General features: G+C 53.1%; 11 protein-coding genes. 3 read left to right on the top strand and 8 right to left on the bottom strand.

Features of this window, described 5'->3' with window-relative positions; genetic code table 11:
- Positions 1-16: 16 nt before the first annotated feature.
- Positions 17-685: a helix-turn-helix domain-containing protein gene (locus D3A97_RS12790; protein WP_119078885.1), complete on the top strand. Its 669-nt coding sequence runs from the start codon at positions 17-19 to the stop codon at positions 683-685.
- A 41-nt stretch (positions 686-726) separates the two neighbouring features.
- A complete protein-coding gene (locus D3A97_RS12785; RefSeq protein ID WP_119078884.1) occupies positions 727-2,040 on the top strand; it encodes a GntP family permease in 1,314 nt (437 codons plus the stop codon).
- A 7-nt stretch (positions 2,041-2,047) separates the two neighbouring features.
- On the opposite strand, the gene D3A97_RS12780 is transcribed toward D3A97_RS12785, so the two are convergent.
- The 8 genes from D3A97_RS12780 to D3A97_RS12745 all read right to left on the bottom strand — a co-directional run bounded on the left by D3A97_RS12780 (position 2,048) and on the right by D3A97_RS12745 (position 13,832).
- The gene (locus D3A97_RS12780) at positions 2,048-3,406 is read right to left on the bottom strand and encodes a mandelate racemase/muconate lactonizing enzyme family protein (RefSeq protein WP_119078883.1); all 1,359 of its coding nucleotides are present in this window, start codon (positions 3,404-3,406) and stop codon (positions 2,048-2,050) included.
- Positions 3,407-3,548: 142 nt separating this feature from the next.
- Positions 3,549-4,595, bottom strand: coding sequence for an isoaspartyl peptidase/L-asparaginase family protein (locus tag D3A97_RS12775; protein ID WP_119078882.1), 1,047 nt, complete (start codon positions 4,593-4,595; stop codon positions 3,549-3,551).
- 1 nt (position 4,596) lies between these two features.
- A complete protein-coding gene (locus tag D3A97_RS12770; protein ID WP_119078881.1) occupies positions 4,597-5,625 on the bottom strand; it encodes a cyanophycinase in 1,029 nt (342 codons plus the stop codon).
- 3 nt (positions 5,626-5,628) lie between these two features.
- Positions 5,629-7,044, bottom strand: a complete 1,416-nt coding sequence (locus D3A97_RS12765; RefSeq protein WP_119078880.1) for a RagB/SusD family nutrient uptake outer membrane protein — start codon at positions 7,042-7,044, stop codon at positions 5,629-5,631.
- Positions 7,045-7,056: 12 nt separating this feature from the next.
- A complete protein-coding gene (locus tag D3A97_RS12760; protein ID WP_198673977.1) occupies positions 7,057-10,353 on the bottom strand; it encodes a SusC/RagA family TonB-linked outer membrane protein in 3,297 nt (1,098 codons plus the stop codon).
- A 169-nt stretch (positions 10,354-10,522) separates the two neighbouring features.
- Positions 10,523-11,575 carry a FecR family protein gene (locus tag D3A97_RS12755; protein ID WP_119078878.1) on the bottom strand — a complete coding sequence of 351 codons (1,053 nt, stop codon included), beginning with the start codon at positions 11,573-11,575 and terminating at the stop codon, positions 10,523-10,525.
- 511 nt (positions 11,576-12,086) lie between these two features.
- A complete protein-coding gene (locus D3A97_RS12750) occupies positions 12,087-13,232 on the bottom strand; it encodes a FecR family protein (protein ID WP_119078877.1) in 1,146 nt (381 codons plus the stop codon).
- 45 nt (positions 13,233-13,277) lie between these two features.
- Positions 13,278-13,832, bottom strand: coding sequence for an RNA polymerase sigma-70 factor (locus D3A97_RS12745; protein WP_119078876.1), 555 nt, complete (start codon positions 13,830-13,832; stop codon positions 13,278-13,280).
- A 358-nt stretch (positions 13,833-14,190) separates the two neighbouring features.
- Here D3A97_RS12745 and D3A97_RS12740 point away from each other — a divergent pair, with 358 nt between their 5' ends.
- Complete coding sequence (locus D3A97_RS12740; RefSeq protein ID WP_119078875.1) at positions 14,191-17,559, top strand: SusC/RagA family TonB-linked outer membrane protein; 3,369 nt, start codon at positions 14,191-14,193, stop codon at positions 17,557-17,559.
- The last annotated feature ends 9 nt before the right edge of the window (positions 17,560-17,568 follow it).

Raw genomic sequence — 17,568 nt, 5'->3', positions numbered from 1 at the left:
GAATCCTACAATATCTATGAGCAGTCATGAGCAATTATCCCGCAAACTGGAGGCCATCCGGCGCATTGGAGACGATCTGCCCGCGGTAGTGATCATCCATAACCTCCAGACACAGTCTGTAGAGTACATGTCGCCTGCAGGGCAGCAGCGGCTCAATACCACACTGGCAGAGCTGAAAGCCATGGGGCCGGAATATTTTACCCGTTTCTTCAACCCGCAGGAATCCGCGGAATATGTGCCCAAAATATTAGGGCTCCTGCAAAACGACCGGCAAAACGGGTTTGTTTCTTTCTTCCAGCAGGTGCGCGCTTCAGCGGCGGAAGACTGGAGCTGGTACCTCAGCGCCACCACTGTTTACCTGCGCGATGAAAACGGCCACCCCTCCCACGTGATCACCTTTGCACTGCCCATCGATCCCCACCATCATATCACCACCAAAGTGAACCGGCTGCTGGATGAAAATAACTTCCTGCACCGCCACAAACACATATTTGCCGGCCTCACCGGCCGCGAAAAAGAGATACTGCGCCTGACGGCGCTGGGCCACAACTCCGCTGAAATGGCCGCCATCCTGAACATTTCAGGGAAAACGGTATCTACCCACCGCCGCAACATCAAGCACAAGCTGAACGTACAGTCCAATTACGACATTACAAGGTTTGCCCTCGCCTTTGACCTGATCTGAAAAAATCATTTGTTATATTGTGCATACAACAAATGCACGTTATGTCCACGGCTTTCCTTCAAGTACTGCTGTCTCTGGCGGCCGGCATCGGCCTTATTGTATTGCTGACGGTAAAATTCAGGGTACATGCGTTTTTTGCGCTGTTCCTGGCCTGCTTTGTAGTGGGCCTGGGCGTACAGTTGCCGGTGGCGGACATTATTACCGCCATGAAAGAGGGTTTTGGGCACATCCTGAAAAACCTCGGCTTTGTGATCATGCTGGGTACCATGCTGGGCGTGGTGCTGGAGCATACCGGCAGCACCCGGGTGATGGCCGCGGCCATCCTGAAAATGGTGGGAGAAAAAAATGCGGCGGCGGCCATGGGCATTACCGGCTTTATTGTTGGGTTACCCATTTTCTGCGACTCCGGTTATATTGTGCTGAGCGGGCTTAACCAGTCTGTAGCGCGGCGCAGCGGCGTATCCATACTTGTGATGTCTGTATCCCTGGCTTCCGGGCTGTACGCCGTTCACTGCCTGGTGCCGCCGCACCCCGGCGCTACGGCGGCCGCCGGCATTATTGGCGCAGACATCGGCAAACTGATATTAACAGGCGCCTTTGTGGCCATACCGGCAACGGTGGCCGGTTGCTGGTGGGCGGCGCGGATGGGCAAAAAAATACCGCAGACCCAACAGGAAGCGGTTACTGATGAGGAAGTACTGCCCAACCTCCCTGCCTGGAAAGCCTTTCTGCCCATACTGGTCCCCATCCTGCTCATTGCGGCAGGCGCCTTCAGCGATCTGCAAAAAGGCGGGAGCCTGCTGCACATTCTCGGAGACCCTGTGGTGGCGCTCTTCATTGGGGTCATCCTGGCTTTTTTCACCGGCAGCAACTGGAAACGTGAGGCTGTGAGCCACCTCATGCAGGAAGCCGCTGAAAAGGCGGGCAGCATACTCGTGATCATTGGCGCGGGTGGGGCATTTGGCGCGGTGCTGGCCACCACCAGGATCGGGGACCATCTCAACACCTCGCTGCAATTGGGGAACCTGGGGATCATTTTCCCCTTCCTGCTGGCCTTTCTGCTGAAAACAGCGCAAGGTTCCTCTACCGTGGCCATCATCACGGCGGCCTCCATTATTCAGCCGCTGTTGCCTGTATTGGGGCTGGACAGTGATATGGGCAGGCTGCTTTGCATGCTGGCCCTGGGCGGCGGCTCCATGATGATCTCGCATGCCAACGACGCCTACTTCTGGGTGATCAGCAAATTTTCCGGGCTGGAAATGAAACCCATGCTCAAAGTATATTCCGGCGCCACCGTGCTGATGGGCCTCGTAACCATGGCCGTGGTATATATACTGCGCGTAATACTGTTGTAAAAGCTGCCTATTTGAACAGATCTTCGTAGTGCCGGGAAGGCTTGAAAATTCCCCCGCTGCCGGCATAAAAATCCGCACCAAGGTTGAATACGCCTTGTTGCGCGTCCGTCCACGATGCGCCTTCAGCGGGAAGGTACCCTTTCATCTCCGCCCAGTGCCGGTAATTCATATCCCCGTTGGTTTCCATAAGGCCCATGCCTACGCCGGGGAAAGGCGCCAGGCGGGCGGCGAGGTTCTTATGCCAGTCTACCAGCACAGGATTTACGGTGAGGTCCGCACAGAGGCAGGGCACTTTCTTTTCTTCCGCCAGTTTGGCTATGCGCATGCTCAGGCTCAGGGTTTTGGCAATGCCTTTCAGTACCAGCACGCTGTAACCCTGCTGCAGGCGCTGCAGGGCGTCCCGCTCGGAATGCACGCTTTCATCGGCGCCCAGGCGAACGCCCAGGTCTCCCACCGGTTCCCGCATGTCTTCACGGAAAGGCTCTTCATACACCAGTATGCGGTCAAACGCGCCGATGCTCTTTGCATGGTCCAGGTAACGGCGAAGCGTATCTTTTTCCGCATACCTGCCGTTGGCGTCCATCGTGTACCAGATATTTCCATGCGCAGTATGCGGCTGAGGGAGGTCTTTCAGCGCGTTGTGGATCTCTGTGAGGCGCGCCATATCAAATGCCAGCATCTCTTCCTGGCTGCCGGGGGAGCCGGTTTTTATCTTGATGATAAAATACCCGTCTTTTACGGCTTTTACAATATCCGCTACCGGCATATTGTAAGATACCTGGAAGAGCACGGCGATCTGTTTATTGCGGTAGCCCAAAGCCGCGCGGTAAGGGGCGGGTATCATTTCATCAAAGGTGCGGCAGTTGTTTTCCGCCGCGTACAGCAGCCAGGCAGCGTTATCTATGCTCACCAGCGCGTTCAGCACAAAGTTATAATGCAGTTGCTGCCGCCCTGTAATTTCCTTACCTGCGGCAATTACACGGGGCAATATTTTTTCCTGCAGGTCTATGGGCGTGGTAAACGGCGTGGCCTTCACAATGTCAAGCGTTTCCTGCACGAGCGCAAACATCATGGCATTGCCTTTCAGTTCGGTATGCGCGGCAAACAGTTCCGCATCGCCATACAGCACGCTTTGCGTAGCCAGTCCAATACCGCTGTTACCCGAGGCTGCGGTGAGGCGCGTGGCCACCTGCCACAATTCTGTAAGATAGTTGCCTTTAAAGCCGAACGGTCTCAGCAGCGGTTCCCGCTCAAAGCGGGCGGCGGCTTTCACAACGCGGATGCGGGGCGGGGCGGCGGCGGGCGCCAGATGAGGAGCAGGCATGGCCATAATGCCCGCGGCCCTGATAAAGTCTCTTCTGTACATGTTTTAAAAAGTACGGAACAATATTCACTTATTCAACCATTTTTTTGACAGGCCGGCACGCGGCCGCGGTATTGCCGCCGTACTGGCAATACAAAAGCCGCTCTCCTACCGGAAAGCGGCTTCGTGATATCCACTTGCAGGTTTAATCTTTATAGATCAGTATCTCTATTTTTCCGTCTTTCGTTACCGCACCGCGGTACATGCCTTCCGTATTGAAGGGCATGGCCATGTTCCCGTCTTTGTCCAGCGCAATCAGCCCTCCATCTCCGCCAAGGTCTCCCACTTTTTTGATCACGGCCTTGCCCGCTTCTTCCACGGGCATCCCTTTGTATTCCATCATGGCGGAAAGGTCATGCGCCACCACGTTGCGGATGTAAAACTCGCCCCAGCCTGTGCAGGATACGGCCACGGTGCGGTTGTTGGCATAAGTGCCCGCGCCTATGACGGGAGAATCGCCAATGCGGCCATATTTTTTGTTGGTCATGCCGCCGGTGGAAGTGCCGGCCGCAAGGTTCCCTTTGTTATCCAGGGCCACGCAGCCTACCGTTCCGAACTTGTTATCGTTGTGGCGGATGCCGGGGTCTTGCTGCGGCACATAGCTATGGTCCAGCTTGGCTTTTATGGAATCCTCTTCCAGCGCCTTTTGCAGGCCCTGCCAGCGCGCTTCCGTCCGGAAGTAAGCAGTATCTACGATCTCTATGCCCGCCTCCGCGGCAAATTGTTCCGCGCCACGGCCGGCCATCATTACATGACCAGACTTTTCCATCACCGCCCTTGCCAGGGAGATGGGGTTTTTGATGGTACGTACGCCCGCAACAGCACCCGCAGCCAGCCCGTTCCCGTTCATGATGGAGGCATCCAGTTCATTACGCCCGTCGTGCGTAAATACGGCGCCTTTGCCGGCATTAAACAGGGGGTTGTCTTCCAGTATCCTGATAGTGCCTTCCACCGCGTCTATACTAGAGCCGCCTGCCTGCAGCACTTCATATCCTTTTTTCAATGCGGCTTCAAGCCCGGCGCGGTATTGCGCTTCCTTTTCGGGCGTCATGCTCTTTCTGAGGATGGTGCCCGCCCCGCCATGCACCACCAGTACATAGTTGCCGGCTTTTGTTGCCGGCGCCTGCTGCATGCAGCCGCTGAACGTTGTGGTGACGGCCGCGGCCAGCAGCATTAAAAGATGTCTATACATATTATTTTGCTCTTTCCTTTAAGTTACCATTTTCTACCCACCAGTAATACCATTTTCCTCCTTTCGCTTTAGCGGGGTTAAAATCGGCTACGGAAAAATACCCGTTCCCGCCGGCGGCGCCCTGCAGTTCGTATACGCTTACCGCCATCCTGTTACCTGACCATTGCACGGGTTTGCCGGGGGCGCATTGTTCCGGCGCATGCCGGGGACCTGTGATGAGGAAGTAGGCCTTCCCCTCCCCGAATACCCGCGCGGCGCCCTTTTCATCTATACATACCGCCGTTCTTTCATCCGGCGCAATGCCCCTGGGAAATACTTTCCAGTCTGTGATAATGCGGGCCAGGAATGCCATGTGCCTTCCCTGGCGTTTACGGGCTACGTAGTGCTGGTCGCTGATCACATTGTGCAGGAAGGGCGGGCGGAGAAAATCGTTGTTGTACAGCGTTACCAGATCGGTGTAGGGGTTTTGCAGCGCCTCCGCCGTGGCGCTGCCATTCTCCCCGCTGTAGTACATGCCGGTGAGCACAGCGCATCCCGCGCTGGTACCGCCTACCGGCACTTTCTTTTCGTTCAGCAGGTAGTTGATGGCTTCAGCCGTGGCGGTACCGCGCCAGAAGTTCATGTAATTGGACTGGTCCCCGCCTGAAATAAAGAGCATCTCCGCGTTGCGGATCACGCGCGCTACCGCAGGGTTATCCGCCACCTCGCGTGAATCTATCAGGAGCGTTTCCACAGAAGCCACCTTGCCCAGGCTGTCAATAGTACGGTTATAGAGGTAGTTGCTGGAAGCGCGTATCACTACTACGTTCCCGCCCCCGCTGCGGTCTATCATCCACCGGAATGCGCCCGGCACGTCCCCGCCGCCGCCTACAAGGGCTACGCCGCCCCGTGTGTGTGTCACTACGTCTGCCGTATCTCCGGTAACGCCCAGGGAGGCTACCCGGCCGCTGACCTGCCTGGCCTCCCTGATGGTTTGCGCCTGCGCATACAGGCAGGCTGTTGTAAAAATAACTGTCAGTAGTTGTTTCATGCTTTATTTGTTCACGTAGCCAGGGTTCTGTTTGATGTTCGGGTTGGCGCGCAGCTCGCTGTTGGGAATGGGGAATACATATTCCGGATCTTCCGGGGTGAGCAGCACGGCGCCCAGCGCGTTCACGGCGTCTTCAGGATTACGGGAAATATTGAGGTCCCTCCTCCGCAGGTCAAAATGCCGGTGGCCTTCAAATGCCAGCTCCTTGAACCGTTCTGTGATCACGGCGCTGATCAGCGCGTTCTTGTCTGCAAAGGTTACCGGCGTGTAGCCCGCAATACGCGCGGCGCGCAAGTTGTTGATGTCTGCCGCGGCAAGCCCCGGCTCATCTTCTTCCGCATAGGCCTCCGCGCGTATCAGGTACATTTCACCGGTACGCAGCAGTTTGAGGTCTACCAGGTTGGCCATGGAGGGATTTGCGCTGATATATTTTATGACAGCGTTCGGCACCTGGCCGGCGGCCTGGCGGCCCGGGTCTATTTTGATGTAGGAGGAAAAGCGGATGTCGTTCGTTTTGTCGAACAGGTTGGTGAGCTTGAAAGACGCGGCGTAGTAAAGCCTGCTGCCGGCGGGATTGTCAAGGAAGCCGGCCTGCGTATAAAATCCACCTACCTCTTCGTCTCCCGCTACCCTTTTGAGTTTCCAGAACACTTCGGCGGTGCTGTTGTCTTTCCATATCTGCGGGAACTGGGCGCGGGTGGCCAGCGGCAATGCATTGATCGCTTCTGTGGCATAGGTGATGGCATTGGCCCAGTTCTTTTCATACAGGGCCACACGTGCCTGCAGGGCAGACACCGCGGCTTTGGTAAGCCTTGTACGGTCATCAAAACCCGCGGGGATCAATGCTTTGGCGGCCACAAGGTCTTCATTGATCTTCTGCATGGTAGCGGCAAATGACAGCCTGGCCGGTTTACCGATGTAGGAGCTGTCCATATACGGCACGCCCATGGCCGACGCCTCATATTTTTCGGCAAAGTTGCGCACCAGTTCCAGGTGGCAGTATGCCCGCAGCGCCAGCAGCTCTCCCTGGTACTGGGCCAGTGTTTCTTCTTCAGACTGTTTCACGGGCACCCCGCGGGAAGCGCTGAGCGCGCGGTTCACGCGGTCTATGGCAATGTAATTGTCTTTCCAGGCATCATGCAGAAAGCTGCCGTCGTACTGCCAGCGGTGTGTGGCAACGCCGGAGCCGGTGCTGTTTTCGGAAGGCAGCATGTTCTCGTCCGTTATCAGGGACGTGTAACGGACGCTGGAATAATAACTCAGTACGGAATAGGCGCCCAATAGCCCCTGGCCAATATCGTCCACGTTCCGGTAAGCGCCTTCCGGGTCTATATAATCCGACGGGCGGAGGTCCAGCTGCTTGTTGCACGCGGCAGCAGCAAAAGTGATAGCGATTATGAAGAGAAAATACTTTTTCATGCCGGAAGAAGATTAAAAGTTAACGTTTAAACCTACCACATAGGTCCTGGGGGTGGGATAGCTGAAGCGGGCGTATTCGTTGCCGTTTTCAGGGTCAAAGCCCCTCCACTTTGTCCAGGTCAGCAGGTTCTGGCCCTGCAGGTAGATCTGCGCACCGTTGATGAAACGCAGGCCGCTGAGCACATGCTTTGGCAGGTTGTACCCGATGTTGGCGTTGCGCAGGCGCAGGAAAGACGCGTTCTGGATGTCTCTTGATGTGTAGTTGCGGTCCGCGCTGATCCGTGGCAACAGGGCCTGGTCTCCCGGTTTCTTCCAGCGGTCATACAACAGCCGGATGCTTTGGTTGCTGGTGATGAAGCTGGGGTTCTCGTTGAAATAATCTTCGTTGTTGTACCGCATCACACGGGTGTTGAAGCTCAGGAGCGCATTGACATAAAAATTCTTCCAGGTGATGCCGGTATTGATCCCCCCGGTGATCTCCGGGATGTAGGTACCGAACTCCGCCACGCTCATGGTGGCAGCGTCATACTCGGTAGTGATCTTGCCCTCTGTATCGTAATACAGCGGGTCTCCGTTGGCGGGGTCTACGCCGGCCCACTTGGGCGCGTAGTGGGAGCCGAAGGGCAACCCAACGCGGATAATGCCGGTGTACCCGTATTCGAACTCGTCAGCGCCGCCAAGGTCCAGCACCTTGTTTTTGTTATAGGCCATGTTTGCACCCAGCGTCCAGGTAAAGTCTTTTCTGCGGATGATGTCTCCCTGCAGGTCCAGCTCAACGCCGCGGTTGCGCATTTTCCCGGAGCTGATGGGCAGCGTTTCATCGGGTACGCCGGCGGTGAAAGACAGCCGCTGGTCTATGAACAGGTTGCTCGTTACACGGTTGTAGTATTCCGCGGTAAGGCGGATGCGGTTGGACGGGGTAAGGCCCAGGTCGAAACCGATATTCATCTCTTTGGCATACTCCCAGTCATAGTCCGCATTACCGGGCTGGCTGGGCACAATGGCCGGGTTGCCGCCGTAGCTGCCCCTGGTAAAGGTAGCCAGGTAAGCAAAGTCGTTGATGAACTGGCTGGCCGTGGTACCGTAGCTGGCCCTTACACGCAGCATGGGAACAAAGTCTATGTTCTGCAGGAATGCTTCGCGTTTAGCTTCCCAGCTAACGCCCAGGGAGTAGAAACCATGCCAGCGGTTGCTTTCAGGCACCATGGAAGAACCATCGTAGCGGTAGCTGCCGTTGAAAGTGTATTTATTGTTGTAGGTATAACGCAGCAGGCCAATGTAGGAGGCGGTGGCGTTCTTGGACTTGCCGCCGTTCAGCAGCGGCACAAAGGTGCCAGGATCACCAACACCGGCCGGCGTTTGCGGCAGGCGCGGGTCCAGGCCGTAGCCTGTATAGCCGAAAGAACGGACAGAATTTTCGAGGTATTCGAAATAAGCAGACACTTCCAGGTCATGCCTGCTGTTGAAAATATTACTGTAGGTAAGGCCCGAGGTGGAAATGATGGAAGACCGGCGATTAACGCCCTCTGCATAGCTGCCCTGCCGGCCGTTAGATACCCTGCGCCCGGCATAGGAGTCCGGGTTGATCCATTCTTGGTTGGTCTGGTCCCTGTAATCCACACCCAATCTTGTTTTGGCAACCAGCCCTTTTATGATCTCGTAGTTGAGCGAGGTGCTGATGATCATCTTCAGCTGGTTCTGCAGCCTGGAAGTATTCAGCATCCTTTCGTAAGAGTCGCTGCCTTCGCGCAGGTCCAGCACGGGGTAGTCAGCACCGTCTCCGGTGGTGACCAGCTTGCCGTCTGGCGCAAAAGGATATTCATAGGGCAGCGCGTAGTATACGGCAGACAGCGGGTTGTTGGCGGCAGTGCTGCCTTCGCTCTGTATCAGGCTGCTTTTGGAATACCCCAGGTTGGCGTTCAGGTTGGCGGTGAATTTGCCCGCCGTGAAGTCCAGGTTGTTCCTGACGGTGTAACGTTTGAGGCCTGATACCCGCACCAGCCCCTGCTGGTCAAAATAATTGAGGGACGAATAGAACTTGATATTTTCATTGCCGCCGCTGGCGCTAACCTGCTGCTCCATGTACCGGCCGTTGCGCATAAAAAGGTCCCGCCAGTCTGTGTCCATCTGCAGCAGGCTGTCTACAATGCGGTCTGCCGCCGCTTTTTCCGCCGCGCTTTTACCGGCGTATTCCGGGTTCTGCCGGGAATAGGTCCAGAAGGGGCCGGCTTCCGCGCCGGTTTCCAGCCCTATGCCTTCTTCAAACTCCTTCCGCTGCGGGGAGTTCATCATATTGAACTTTGGTGAGGTGAGCGTGGAAAGGCCGTATTGGGAGCGGTACTCCACCGCTACTTTTCCTGATTTGCCTTTTTTGGTGGTGATCACGATCACGCCATTGGAGCCGCGGGAGCCGTACAAGGCCTTTGCGGACGCATCTTTAAATACGGTCACCGATTCAATATCTCCGGGGTTGATGGCCTGGAAGGCATTGGCCTCAATGGGCACCCCGTCCATCACGTACAGTACGTTCGTATTGCCCGCTATGGTGCCCACGCCCCGCAGCGTTACCTGCGCGCTGGTACCCGGCTGGCCGGACACAGCATTCACGCTCAGGCCCGGCACGCGCCCCTGGAGGGCCTGTTCAAACGTGGCGGCCGGCACTTCGTTGATCACATCGCCACCTACCGTTGTAGCCGCTGAAACCGATTTGCTCCTGTTATACCCGGTGTACCCCGTTACCACCACTTCTCCCAGGCTGGTGGTAGAGGGCTGCATCACCACGTTGATCTCCGTTTGCGCGCCAATGACCACCTGCTGCGGCGTGAAGCCCAGCAGGCTGAAATCCAGCGTTTTTGCTCCTTCGCCCACCGTAATGGCAAAGCGCCCGTCTTCATCTGTGGCGGCGCCGGTGCTGGTACCGGTAATGCGCACGGCCACGCCGGGCAATGCTTCCCCGGAAGCCCCTGTTACCCGGCCTTTGATCACTTTTTCCTGCAACGCGGCCGGCTGCGCGGCAGACACGATCACCACCAGGTTATCTTCCTTTACCACATATTCCAGCGGCAGCCCGGCAAACGCGCGAGACAGTACCAGCGCCAGCTCCGCATTTTGCACGGAAATGCTTACACGCTGGCTTTCAGGAAGGGTACCGCTGTGATAAACAAAGCGGTAGCTGGTCTGTTTTTCTACTTCGTTGAGCACTTTGCGTATACTGCTTTTGTGCAGGTCCAGGCTGATCCTGTCCTGCCCTGCCCCGGTAGCGGCATACACCTGGAAACCCAGGAGAAGCAATAGCGTAAATAGTTTCATAGCTAACAATAGCGGGAGTTTCATAACTTTGTTATGGTTTAGTGAGTGAATAGCCTTATACATTTTCTAAACTCCGGGAAGTGCGCCAACACTTCCCATTTTTATTTCATATGGTTTATTTTGGTTGACAGGAAAGCGCGCCAACGCTTCCTTTTTATATTGAACAATTTTATTTGCTGATCACAACCCTGTCTTGCTTTACCTCGAAGTTGAAGGGATAAGATAATTGCAGGGCCTCCAGCGCCTTGATCACCGTTTCGCTCTCGAACGTTCCTGAATAGCTGTATTTTTTTACTTCCTCATCTGTAATTATGATCGGTATGCCATACCACTGCTGCAGCCGCCCCGCAATCTGCTCCAGGGTCTCGTCCTGTATCTTCAGCCGGCTCCTCACCCATGCAATCTCTTTTGCCTTGTGATCTACCGGGTCTACCGCCAGCGAGCGAACGGAAAAGGCGGTATCCCTTTTGCCGCCGGACTGTATTACCAGCTTCTGGCTGGGCATCAGCACGGTTTTACGGGCAGGGTCCTCTTTTGAGGTGACCTGCACCTTTCCCCGGAACAGGGCGGTTTCCGTATAGGAGTTCTCCGGGTACGCGCTGACGTTAAAAACGGTACCCAGCACTTCTATGCTGGCATCTTTGGTGTGTACGATGAAAGGATGTTGGGGGTCGTGCTTTACATCAAAAAAGGCCTCCCCGGAGAGGGAAAGCACCCGGTTGGTTTTGCTGAAGCCTTCAGAAAGGGAAATAGCGCTGTTGTTGCGCAGGGTAAGTACAGACCCGTCTGCCAGCATGACGGTTTTACGCGGTTCCGCGCCTGACTGTACGGTGGAGGCCACGGGCAGCGCAACCGTGTTGCCTTGCTGTTGCCACGTATAAAAAATGCCCGCCGCCAGCAGCACAGACGCTGCCAGACCTATGTACAGGGCCTTCCATGACTTCCTGACCGTAGTGGCCTCCCGCTGGCCGAACTCTTCCTTCAGCAGCATAGACCGCTCCATACCGTCTTTCAGCTCGCGCACCTGCTCCCGGAGATTGCCCTGGTTGGCATTCAGCAGGGCAAACAATTGTTTTGCTTCGGCTATTTCACCGGAGGCATGCGGATGCTCCCTGATCCAGTTTTCCCAGAAATCAATAGCTGACGGGGCGGTCCCAAGACAGTATCGCTGAAAGGATTCGTCACAGACAAAATCTTCCACGCCGCGGTAACGATTGCTCATACTACATACACCTTTTAATAACTGACGGCGGGAAATGCGTTTTTACCCAAAAAAAATCCTGGTTTTTTTTAAAAAAAGCAGAAAAAAAATAAACCCTAGAAAAACTGGGGAGAAAAATTGACTGTCAATTCTTTATGAAGGAAGCAGGGTCTTTTGTCTGAATGCAGGGCTTTGAGCTTTCAGCCGTTGTGCAGCTTTTCTGATGGGAAGGTGTAGCGGGTGGGAGATGAGCACCCTAGAAAGGAAGCCAATATTAATTAAAAGCTGGAAAGCTGTAGATACAGCCTTCATTGGTGAAAATCTAAATCGTCATAGAAGGAAAAAAGAACATCAATCAATTCAATATATCAACCTATGTGGCAATAAAATCCTGGCCTTCAGAGCCGGATTGCCTATACCCAGGCCATACGTAAAAGAACTGTATCGGAATAGAAAGGCTCCTTTACCTGGCCGCAGCGGCAACGAATTGGAGACTTGCTCTTGCAAATCACAGGTTAAAAATGACTGGTGCTTACTTAAAATGTAACACCTCCTCCGCATCTATATAAGAATCGATACCAGAAATGGCCTTCAGGTCATTTAAAAAGACCTGGATGGGCTGGTTTCTATCCAACGCACCTACAAATTCCCGGCTGCGGATGTTTGGGTTATCAATAACAGTGTTTATACCAAACCAGCGCGGCACTATTTTATTGATCTCCGCAAGCGTAGCGCCATTAAAGTAAAATAGTCCTTCCCGCCAGCTTAACACCAGCTTGGGATCAAAGGGCTGCTGCTGTATGGGATTTCCAGCATGATAAACCGCTTCTTTACCGGGAGAAAGCATGCTTTCCCCGGTAGGTGCTTGCATGTTGACCGATCCCTCCACCAGCGCGACCTTCACCACCCCCGAATCATAAGTATTGACATTAAACTCCGTTCCAAGCACCCGCACGGTACTGTGTGGCAGATGTACCAAAAAAGGTTTAGCCGCATTCTTTGCTACTTTCAGGTAGGCTTCGCCACTGATGGTAATTTCACGGGTATTGCCAGCGAACGCAAAAGGGAACTCCAAACGGGTAGCTGCGTTCAGCCACACCTCTGTGCCATCACTCAATGCGATCTTATAGTCCATGCCTACGGGAACTGTTAACCGGTTCATCCCTGCCCGACCGGATGTTTCATCCGTCAAAGCATATGTAAGTATCTTTTTGTTATTGGTAAGCTGAACATCTGCGGTTTGAAGAACGCCTTCTTCGCTGGAAAGATCAATGTGCTGTCCGTTTGCCAGCGTTAACTGGATGCCGCTCTGTTTTGTATCAGTATAAACTGCAAGTTGACCGGCATTGTAGTGATAAAACAACCACCCGCCGGCAGAGAGGAGTAAGATCACGCAGGCAGCTGCGAGTGATCTATATACAAGCCGACGAGTTTTCGGTACTGGTGTATCTACTTTATATAGGGCCGCAAGGTCAACCCAGGTGGCGTTCTGCTTGATTCGCTGAAAAGAATTTGCCACTTCATCGGCGGGCAGTGCCTGGATCATCTCATCATATGCCTTTTGCACTGCAGGGTTTTCTTCAAATAAGGCTTCCCAGGCTTTTTCTTCCGCTTCATTTAACAAACCTCCGATCTTACCTAATAAGAGATACTCCTGTTCTTCTGTTAAATGTGTCATAATACTTAATAGACAGTTTTTTTTAGTGTCCTCACCGGTCGGCCATTAATTTTTTTTTGCTGTTTTTAAATCTTCCCTTAACTGTTTCAGTGCCCGGTCAATATGGCCGCTAACAGTAAACTTGCTGATCTGCAGTTGTTGCGCAATGGCAACATGGCTCATTTTCTCGATATAATGCAGCCGAAATACCTTTGCCGCCATCGGCGGAAGCTTCGAAATAGCCCGTTCTATGTCTTGCCCCAATGCCGCCAATTCCAGCTTTTCCAACGGGGAGGCCTCGTATCGTTCAATACGCTCGTATTCGCGGCTTAAACGCCGCTTGGTGCCCTGTTTCTCCAAATAATTGTAGGCCTTGTTACGGACAGCACGGATCAGGTAAGCCTTCAGCGAGGATTCAACATCCAGGTAGATCCGGCGTTCCCAGAACTCCATAAATAATTCCTGAACCAGGTCCTGGGCTGCAGCTGAATCCTGAATAATAGAACTGGCAAGGATGTACAACCGTTCCCTCGCCTGTTTATACAGGCGGGTAAATGCTTCCAGGTCGTGCATCTTCAACCTGGAAAGTAATGCGTCAATGTCTGTAAAGTCCTCCTGCATAAAGACGGCGATCTATTAAAGGTTGCGATAAAATTACTGATAATCACATACTTCCTTTTCGGCTGCGTTGGTCCGATCCGATCATCTGCGGGTTAATACCATCCATATGTATTGCAAGGCAGGCTGGTATAAATGGATGATTGTACGGATGACCGGGAAAATATAAAAAACTTCAAAAACGACCGGTGAGAAAACAATAAAATGCTGTCTCTATAGAGCATGAGATCAATTTCTAAACCAAAACTCTAAAGACATGCGTGATTAGTTCGAAGACATTAGCAAATAAAACCCCTCCGCCTTGGGAAGCTTTGAGGGGTTTTGTCGAAACGCAATTTAAACATTTCAAACAAGCAAATTTATGCGAAAAAATGGTACGTTCTGTACGGGAAATTTATTGCGAAAAATTTTCAACGGTAAACCACTGGTATTTATGGTACGAACAAGCTCCTTCGGCTTGATGGCAATGATCTGTACCATACAAATACTAGCAGCCGCACCGGGATATGGCCAGGATAGGGAACAAAAGTTGATTTCCCTACGCTATACCCATACACCCATTGAAAAAGTATTTAGCGCCATTGAAAAGAAAGCCGATGTCATTATTATGTATGAAAAGACCGCGGTGATCAAGGATAAAAAAGTAAGTATCTCCGTTTCCGACATGCCGCTAGCGGAGGTGATGGACCTGCTGTTGAAAGATTTATCCCTCCAATGGAGCATCCGGGGAAAATTCATCCGGATTGAAAACTCACCCGCCGCGTTCGGACCGGTGGGACCTTCTCCTTCCGCCAAGGATAATATTAGAAAGGATTCTATCTACCCGGTATTTACGGGAAAAGTGACCGATGAAGCCGGACAGGCGATCCCCGGAGCCTCTGTTCAAGTGCGCGGAAGTAACCAGGGCACCATCACAGATGCAAACGGCTCGTTTACGTTTAGTGTCTCCGGTAGCCGAATTGCCCTGCGCGTTTCCTTTATCGGCTACATGCCGGTAGATACTGTTCTGGCAGTTCCACTAAACCGGGAGCTGTTGATCCTGCTTAGTCAGGACGTAAATGTTCTGGAAGGGGTAACCGTGTCAACCGGGTATTGGGAGACCTCTAAACGTTTAAGTACCGGGAATATCAGCAAGGTAACGGCCGAAACTATTGAGAAGCAGCCGGTAACCAATGTTTTGCAGGCGCTCCAAGGACGAATGCCCGGGGTAGAAATCCAGGAAGCAAACGGCCTTCCCGGGAGTAATTTTGCCATCAGGATCCGTGGAACAAACAGCCTTCGAAGTAACGGGAACTTCCCATTACTGGTGGTTGATGGCGTTCCGTTCCCGACTTCTACCCTGCACTCAAGTTTTGTGGTCAATGCCAACCTGGGGGCCCATCCGCTTAACAGCATCAATCCCTCCGATATCGAGAGTGTTGAAGTGCTCAAGGATGCCGACGCCACCGCTATTTACGGATCAAGAGGCGCCAACGGGGTTATCCTGATCAAGACAAAAAAACACAAGGGCAAGGGACTTAAAATAGATCTGAGCGCTACCAGGGGCATTGCCTACAATCCGGCTCGCCTGTCATTACTTAATACAACCCAATGGCTCCAGATGCGCAGAGAAGCCTTTGCCAACGATGGAGTTGCCATCAATTCGTCCAACGCCCCGGACCTTGTTCTCTGGGATACCACCCGCTCGGTCAACTGGCAAAAGGAACTGATCGGTGGATCTGCCCAGCAGTTTAACTGGCAGGGCGCTATTGCCGGAGGCAATGAACAAACCCGTTTTTATCTACGCAGCGGTTACTATAAGGAAACCACTGTCTACCCGGGAGACTTTGGTTACAAAAGAGGATCGGTCCAGCTTAATGCCGGCCACCAAACTCCATCCGGTAAATTCAAGATAGAGGTTTCCACCTCCTATACGGCCGATCAAAATGATCAGCCAAGAGAAGATCTTACCTCCAAAGCGATGGGCCTGCCGCCTAATGCACCGGAGCCATTTCATGCTGACGGAACGCTAAACTGGAGTAATGCTACCTGGAATAATCCTTATGCGGTTTTGAGAAAACCGTATGAGGGGGTTACCAGTAACCTGGTAGCCAATACGGTTATTTCCTACAAGCTGCTAAAAGATATTACACTTAGTGCAAACCTGGGTTACAATAGCCTGGCCATGAACGAGTCTTCTCTTAGCCCCATTAACTCGCAAAATCCATCGGGCACCGTTATCGCCGAATCCTATTTCTCCCAGCATAAATCGACCACCTGGATAGCCGAACCGAAGCTGGAATACCAACGCTCCCTTAAGCGGTCCCGTATTTCATTTTTGACAGGCGTAACTATTCAACAAAGCACCAACCGCTCACAGGCCTTGCGGGGCCGCGGGTTTAGTTCCGATGCATTGATGAAAAACATCTCCGCCGCTACCGAGGTCCGGGTAAGCGCATTCGATGAAACCATTTATCGATATGCTTCTGTCTACGGCCGGATTCACTACGCGCATGCTGAAAAATACCTTCTTAATATAACAGGCAGAAGAGACGGTTCTTCACGATTTGGCCCCGAGAGGCTCTTCGGAAACTTTTTTTCTGTCGGCGGAGCGTGGTTTTTCTCAACCGAACCTTTTATGAGTTCGACTAACAGGTGGCTGACACTTGGAAAGTTACGTGCCAGCTATGGCACCGCTGGCAGTGATCAAATCGGGGACTATCAATACCTGGATACCTACAGCACCACCACTTACCCTTATCAGGGACAGCCCGGGCTTTATCCTGTCAGGCTGGTCAATCCTGAATTTGCCTGGGAAGTGAACAGAAAACTGGAAGCAGGGATGGAACTCAGCTTGTTTGATAACCTGATCGAACTTGAAATAAGCGCCTACAAAAACAGGTCTTCCAACCAGCTGGTAGGTTACCCGCTTCCGTTTACGACCGGCTTTAGCTCGGTACAATACAATATGCCTGCTGTGGTAGAAAACACGGGTATTGAATTGACGGTTGATACCAGGATACTAAAGAAAAAGGGCTGGGAATGGTCGATGAGCGCTAACCTCTCACTTCCAAGAAATAAATTGGTGAGCTTCCCCGGCATCGAAACGACGTCGTATGTGAATAGTTACCAGGTAGGAAGCCCGATTTCTGTCAGCAAGCGTTACAAATTCAAGGAAGTAGACCCGGATACAGGAGCGTACCTGTTTGAAGACTTAAATGGCGATGGAAAATTAAGTGCAGACGACCGGTACTTTGCGCCGGGCATAGCGGCACGCGCATTCGGAGGTATCAGAAATACCGTGAGTTACCGGAGTTGGCAGCTTGACTTCTTTGTCCGATTTGTAAGCCAGAATGGGCTGGGCTATATGAGTTCATTCTCTGGTTATCCTGGAAGCAGGTTTAGCAATCAGCCGGATTGGGTGCTGGACCGCTGGCAAAGACCGGGAGACCTGGCACCCGTTCAGCAATTTACCCAATCGGGCGCTAGTGCTGCCGGCCGGGCCTATAATCTCTACGTGAGCCAATCTGACCTGGTCATAGAAGATGCCTCCTTTATCCGGCTCCAGAACGTTTCCCTCTACAAAACCTTCAGGTTTCCTCACAAGGGAGGAGGAGTTATCAAGCTTTTCGGCCAGGGACAAAATCTCTGGACCTGGACGGGCTATCGTGGGCTGGATCCGGAAACCAGGAACTCTCAGGGGCTTCCTCCCTTGCGCCGGTTTACCCTTGGCATTCAATTCAACCTTTAAAAGAAACGT

This window comes from Chitinophaga alhagiae, from assembly GCF_003568665.1.
Taxonomy (GTDB): domain Bacteria; phylum Bacteroidota; class Bacteroidia; order Chitinophagales; family Chitinophagaceae; genus Chitinophaga; species Chitinophaga alhagiae.
This window is presented reverse-complemented; position numbering and strand designations above follow the sequence as displayed.

Bases quoted from the DNA above. Each gene is read 5' to 3' on its own strand.
- D3A97_RS12755 (WP_119078878.1), bottom strand. From the start codon at position 11,575: ATGAGCAATCGTTACCGCGGCGTGGAAGATTTTGTCTGTGACGAATCC.
- D3A97_RS12760 (WP_198673977.1), bottom strand. From the start codon at position 10,353: ATGAAACTATTTACGCTATTGCTTCTCCTGGGTTTCCAGGTGTATGCC.
- D3A97_RS12770 (WP_119078881.1), bottom strand. From the start codon at position 5,625: ATGAAACAACTACTGACAGTTATTTTTACAACAGCCTGCCTGTATGCG.
- D3A97_RS12745 (WP_119078876.1), bottom strand. From the start codon at position 13,832: ATGCAGGAGGACTTTACAGACATTGACGCATTACTTTCCAGGTTGAAG.
- D3A97_RS12765 (WP_119078880.1), bottom strand. From the start codon at position 7,044: ATGAAAAAGTATTTTCTCTTCATAATCGCTATCACTTTTGCTGCTGCC.
- D3A97_RS12740 (WP_119078875.1), top strand. From the start codon at position 14,191: ATGCGAAAAAATGGTACGTTCTGTACGGGAAATTTATTGCGAAAAATT.
- D3A97_RS12790 (WP_119078885.1), top strand. From the start codon at position 17: ATGAGCAGTCATGAGCAATTATCCCGCAAACTGGAGGCCATCCGGCGC.
- D3A97_RS12785 (WP_119078884.1), top strand. From the start codon at position 727: ATGTCCACGGCTTTCCTTCAAGTACTGCTGTCTCTGGCGGCCGGCATC.
- D3A97_RS12775 (WP_119078882.1), bottom strand. From the start codon at position 4,595: ATGTATAGACATCTTTTAATGCTGCTGGCCGCGGCCGTCACCACAACG.
- D3A97_RS12750 (WP_119078877.1), bottom strand. From the start codon at position 13,232: ATGACACATTTAACAGAAGAACAGGAGTATCTCTTATTAGGTAAGATC.
- D3A97_RS12780 (WP_119078883.1), bottom strand. From the start codon at position 3,406: ATGTACAGAAGAGACTTTATCAGGGCCGCGGGCATTATGGCCATGCCT.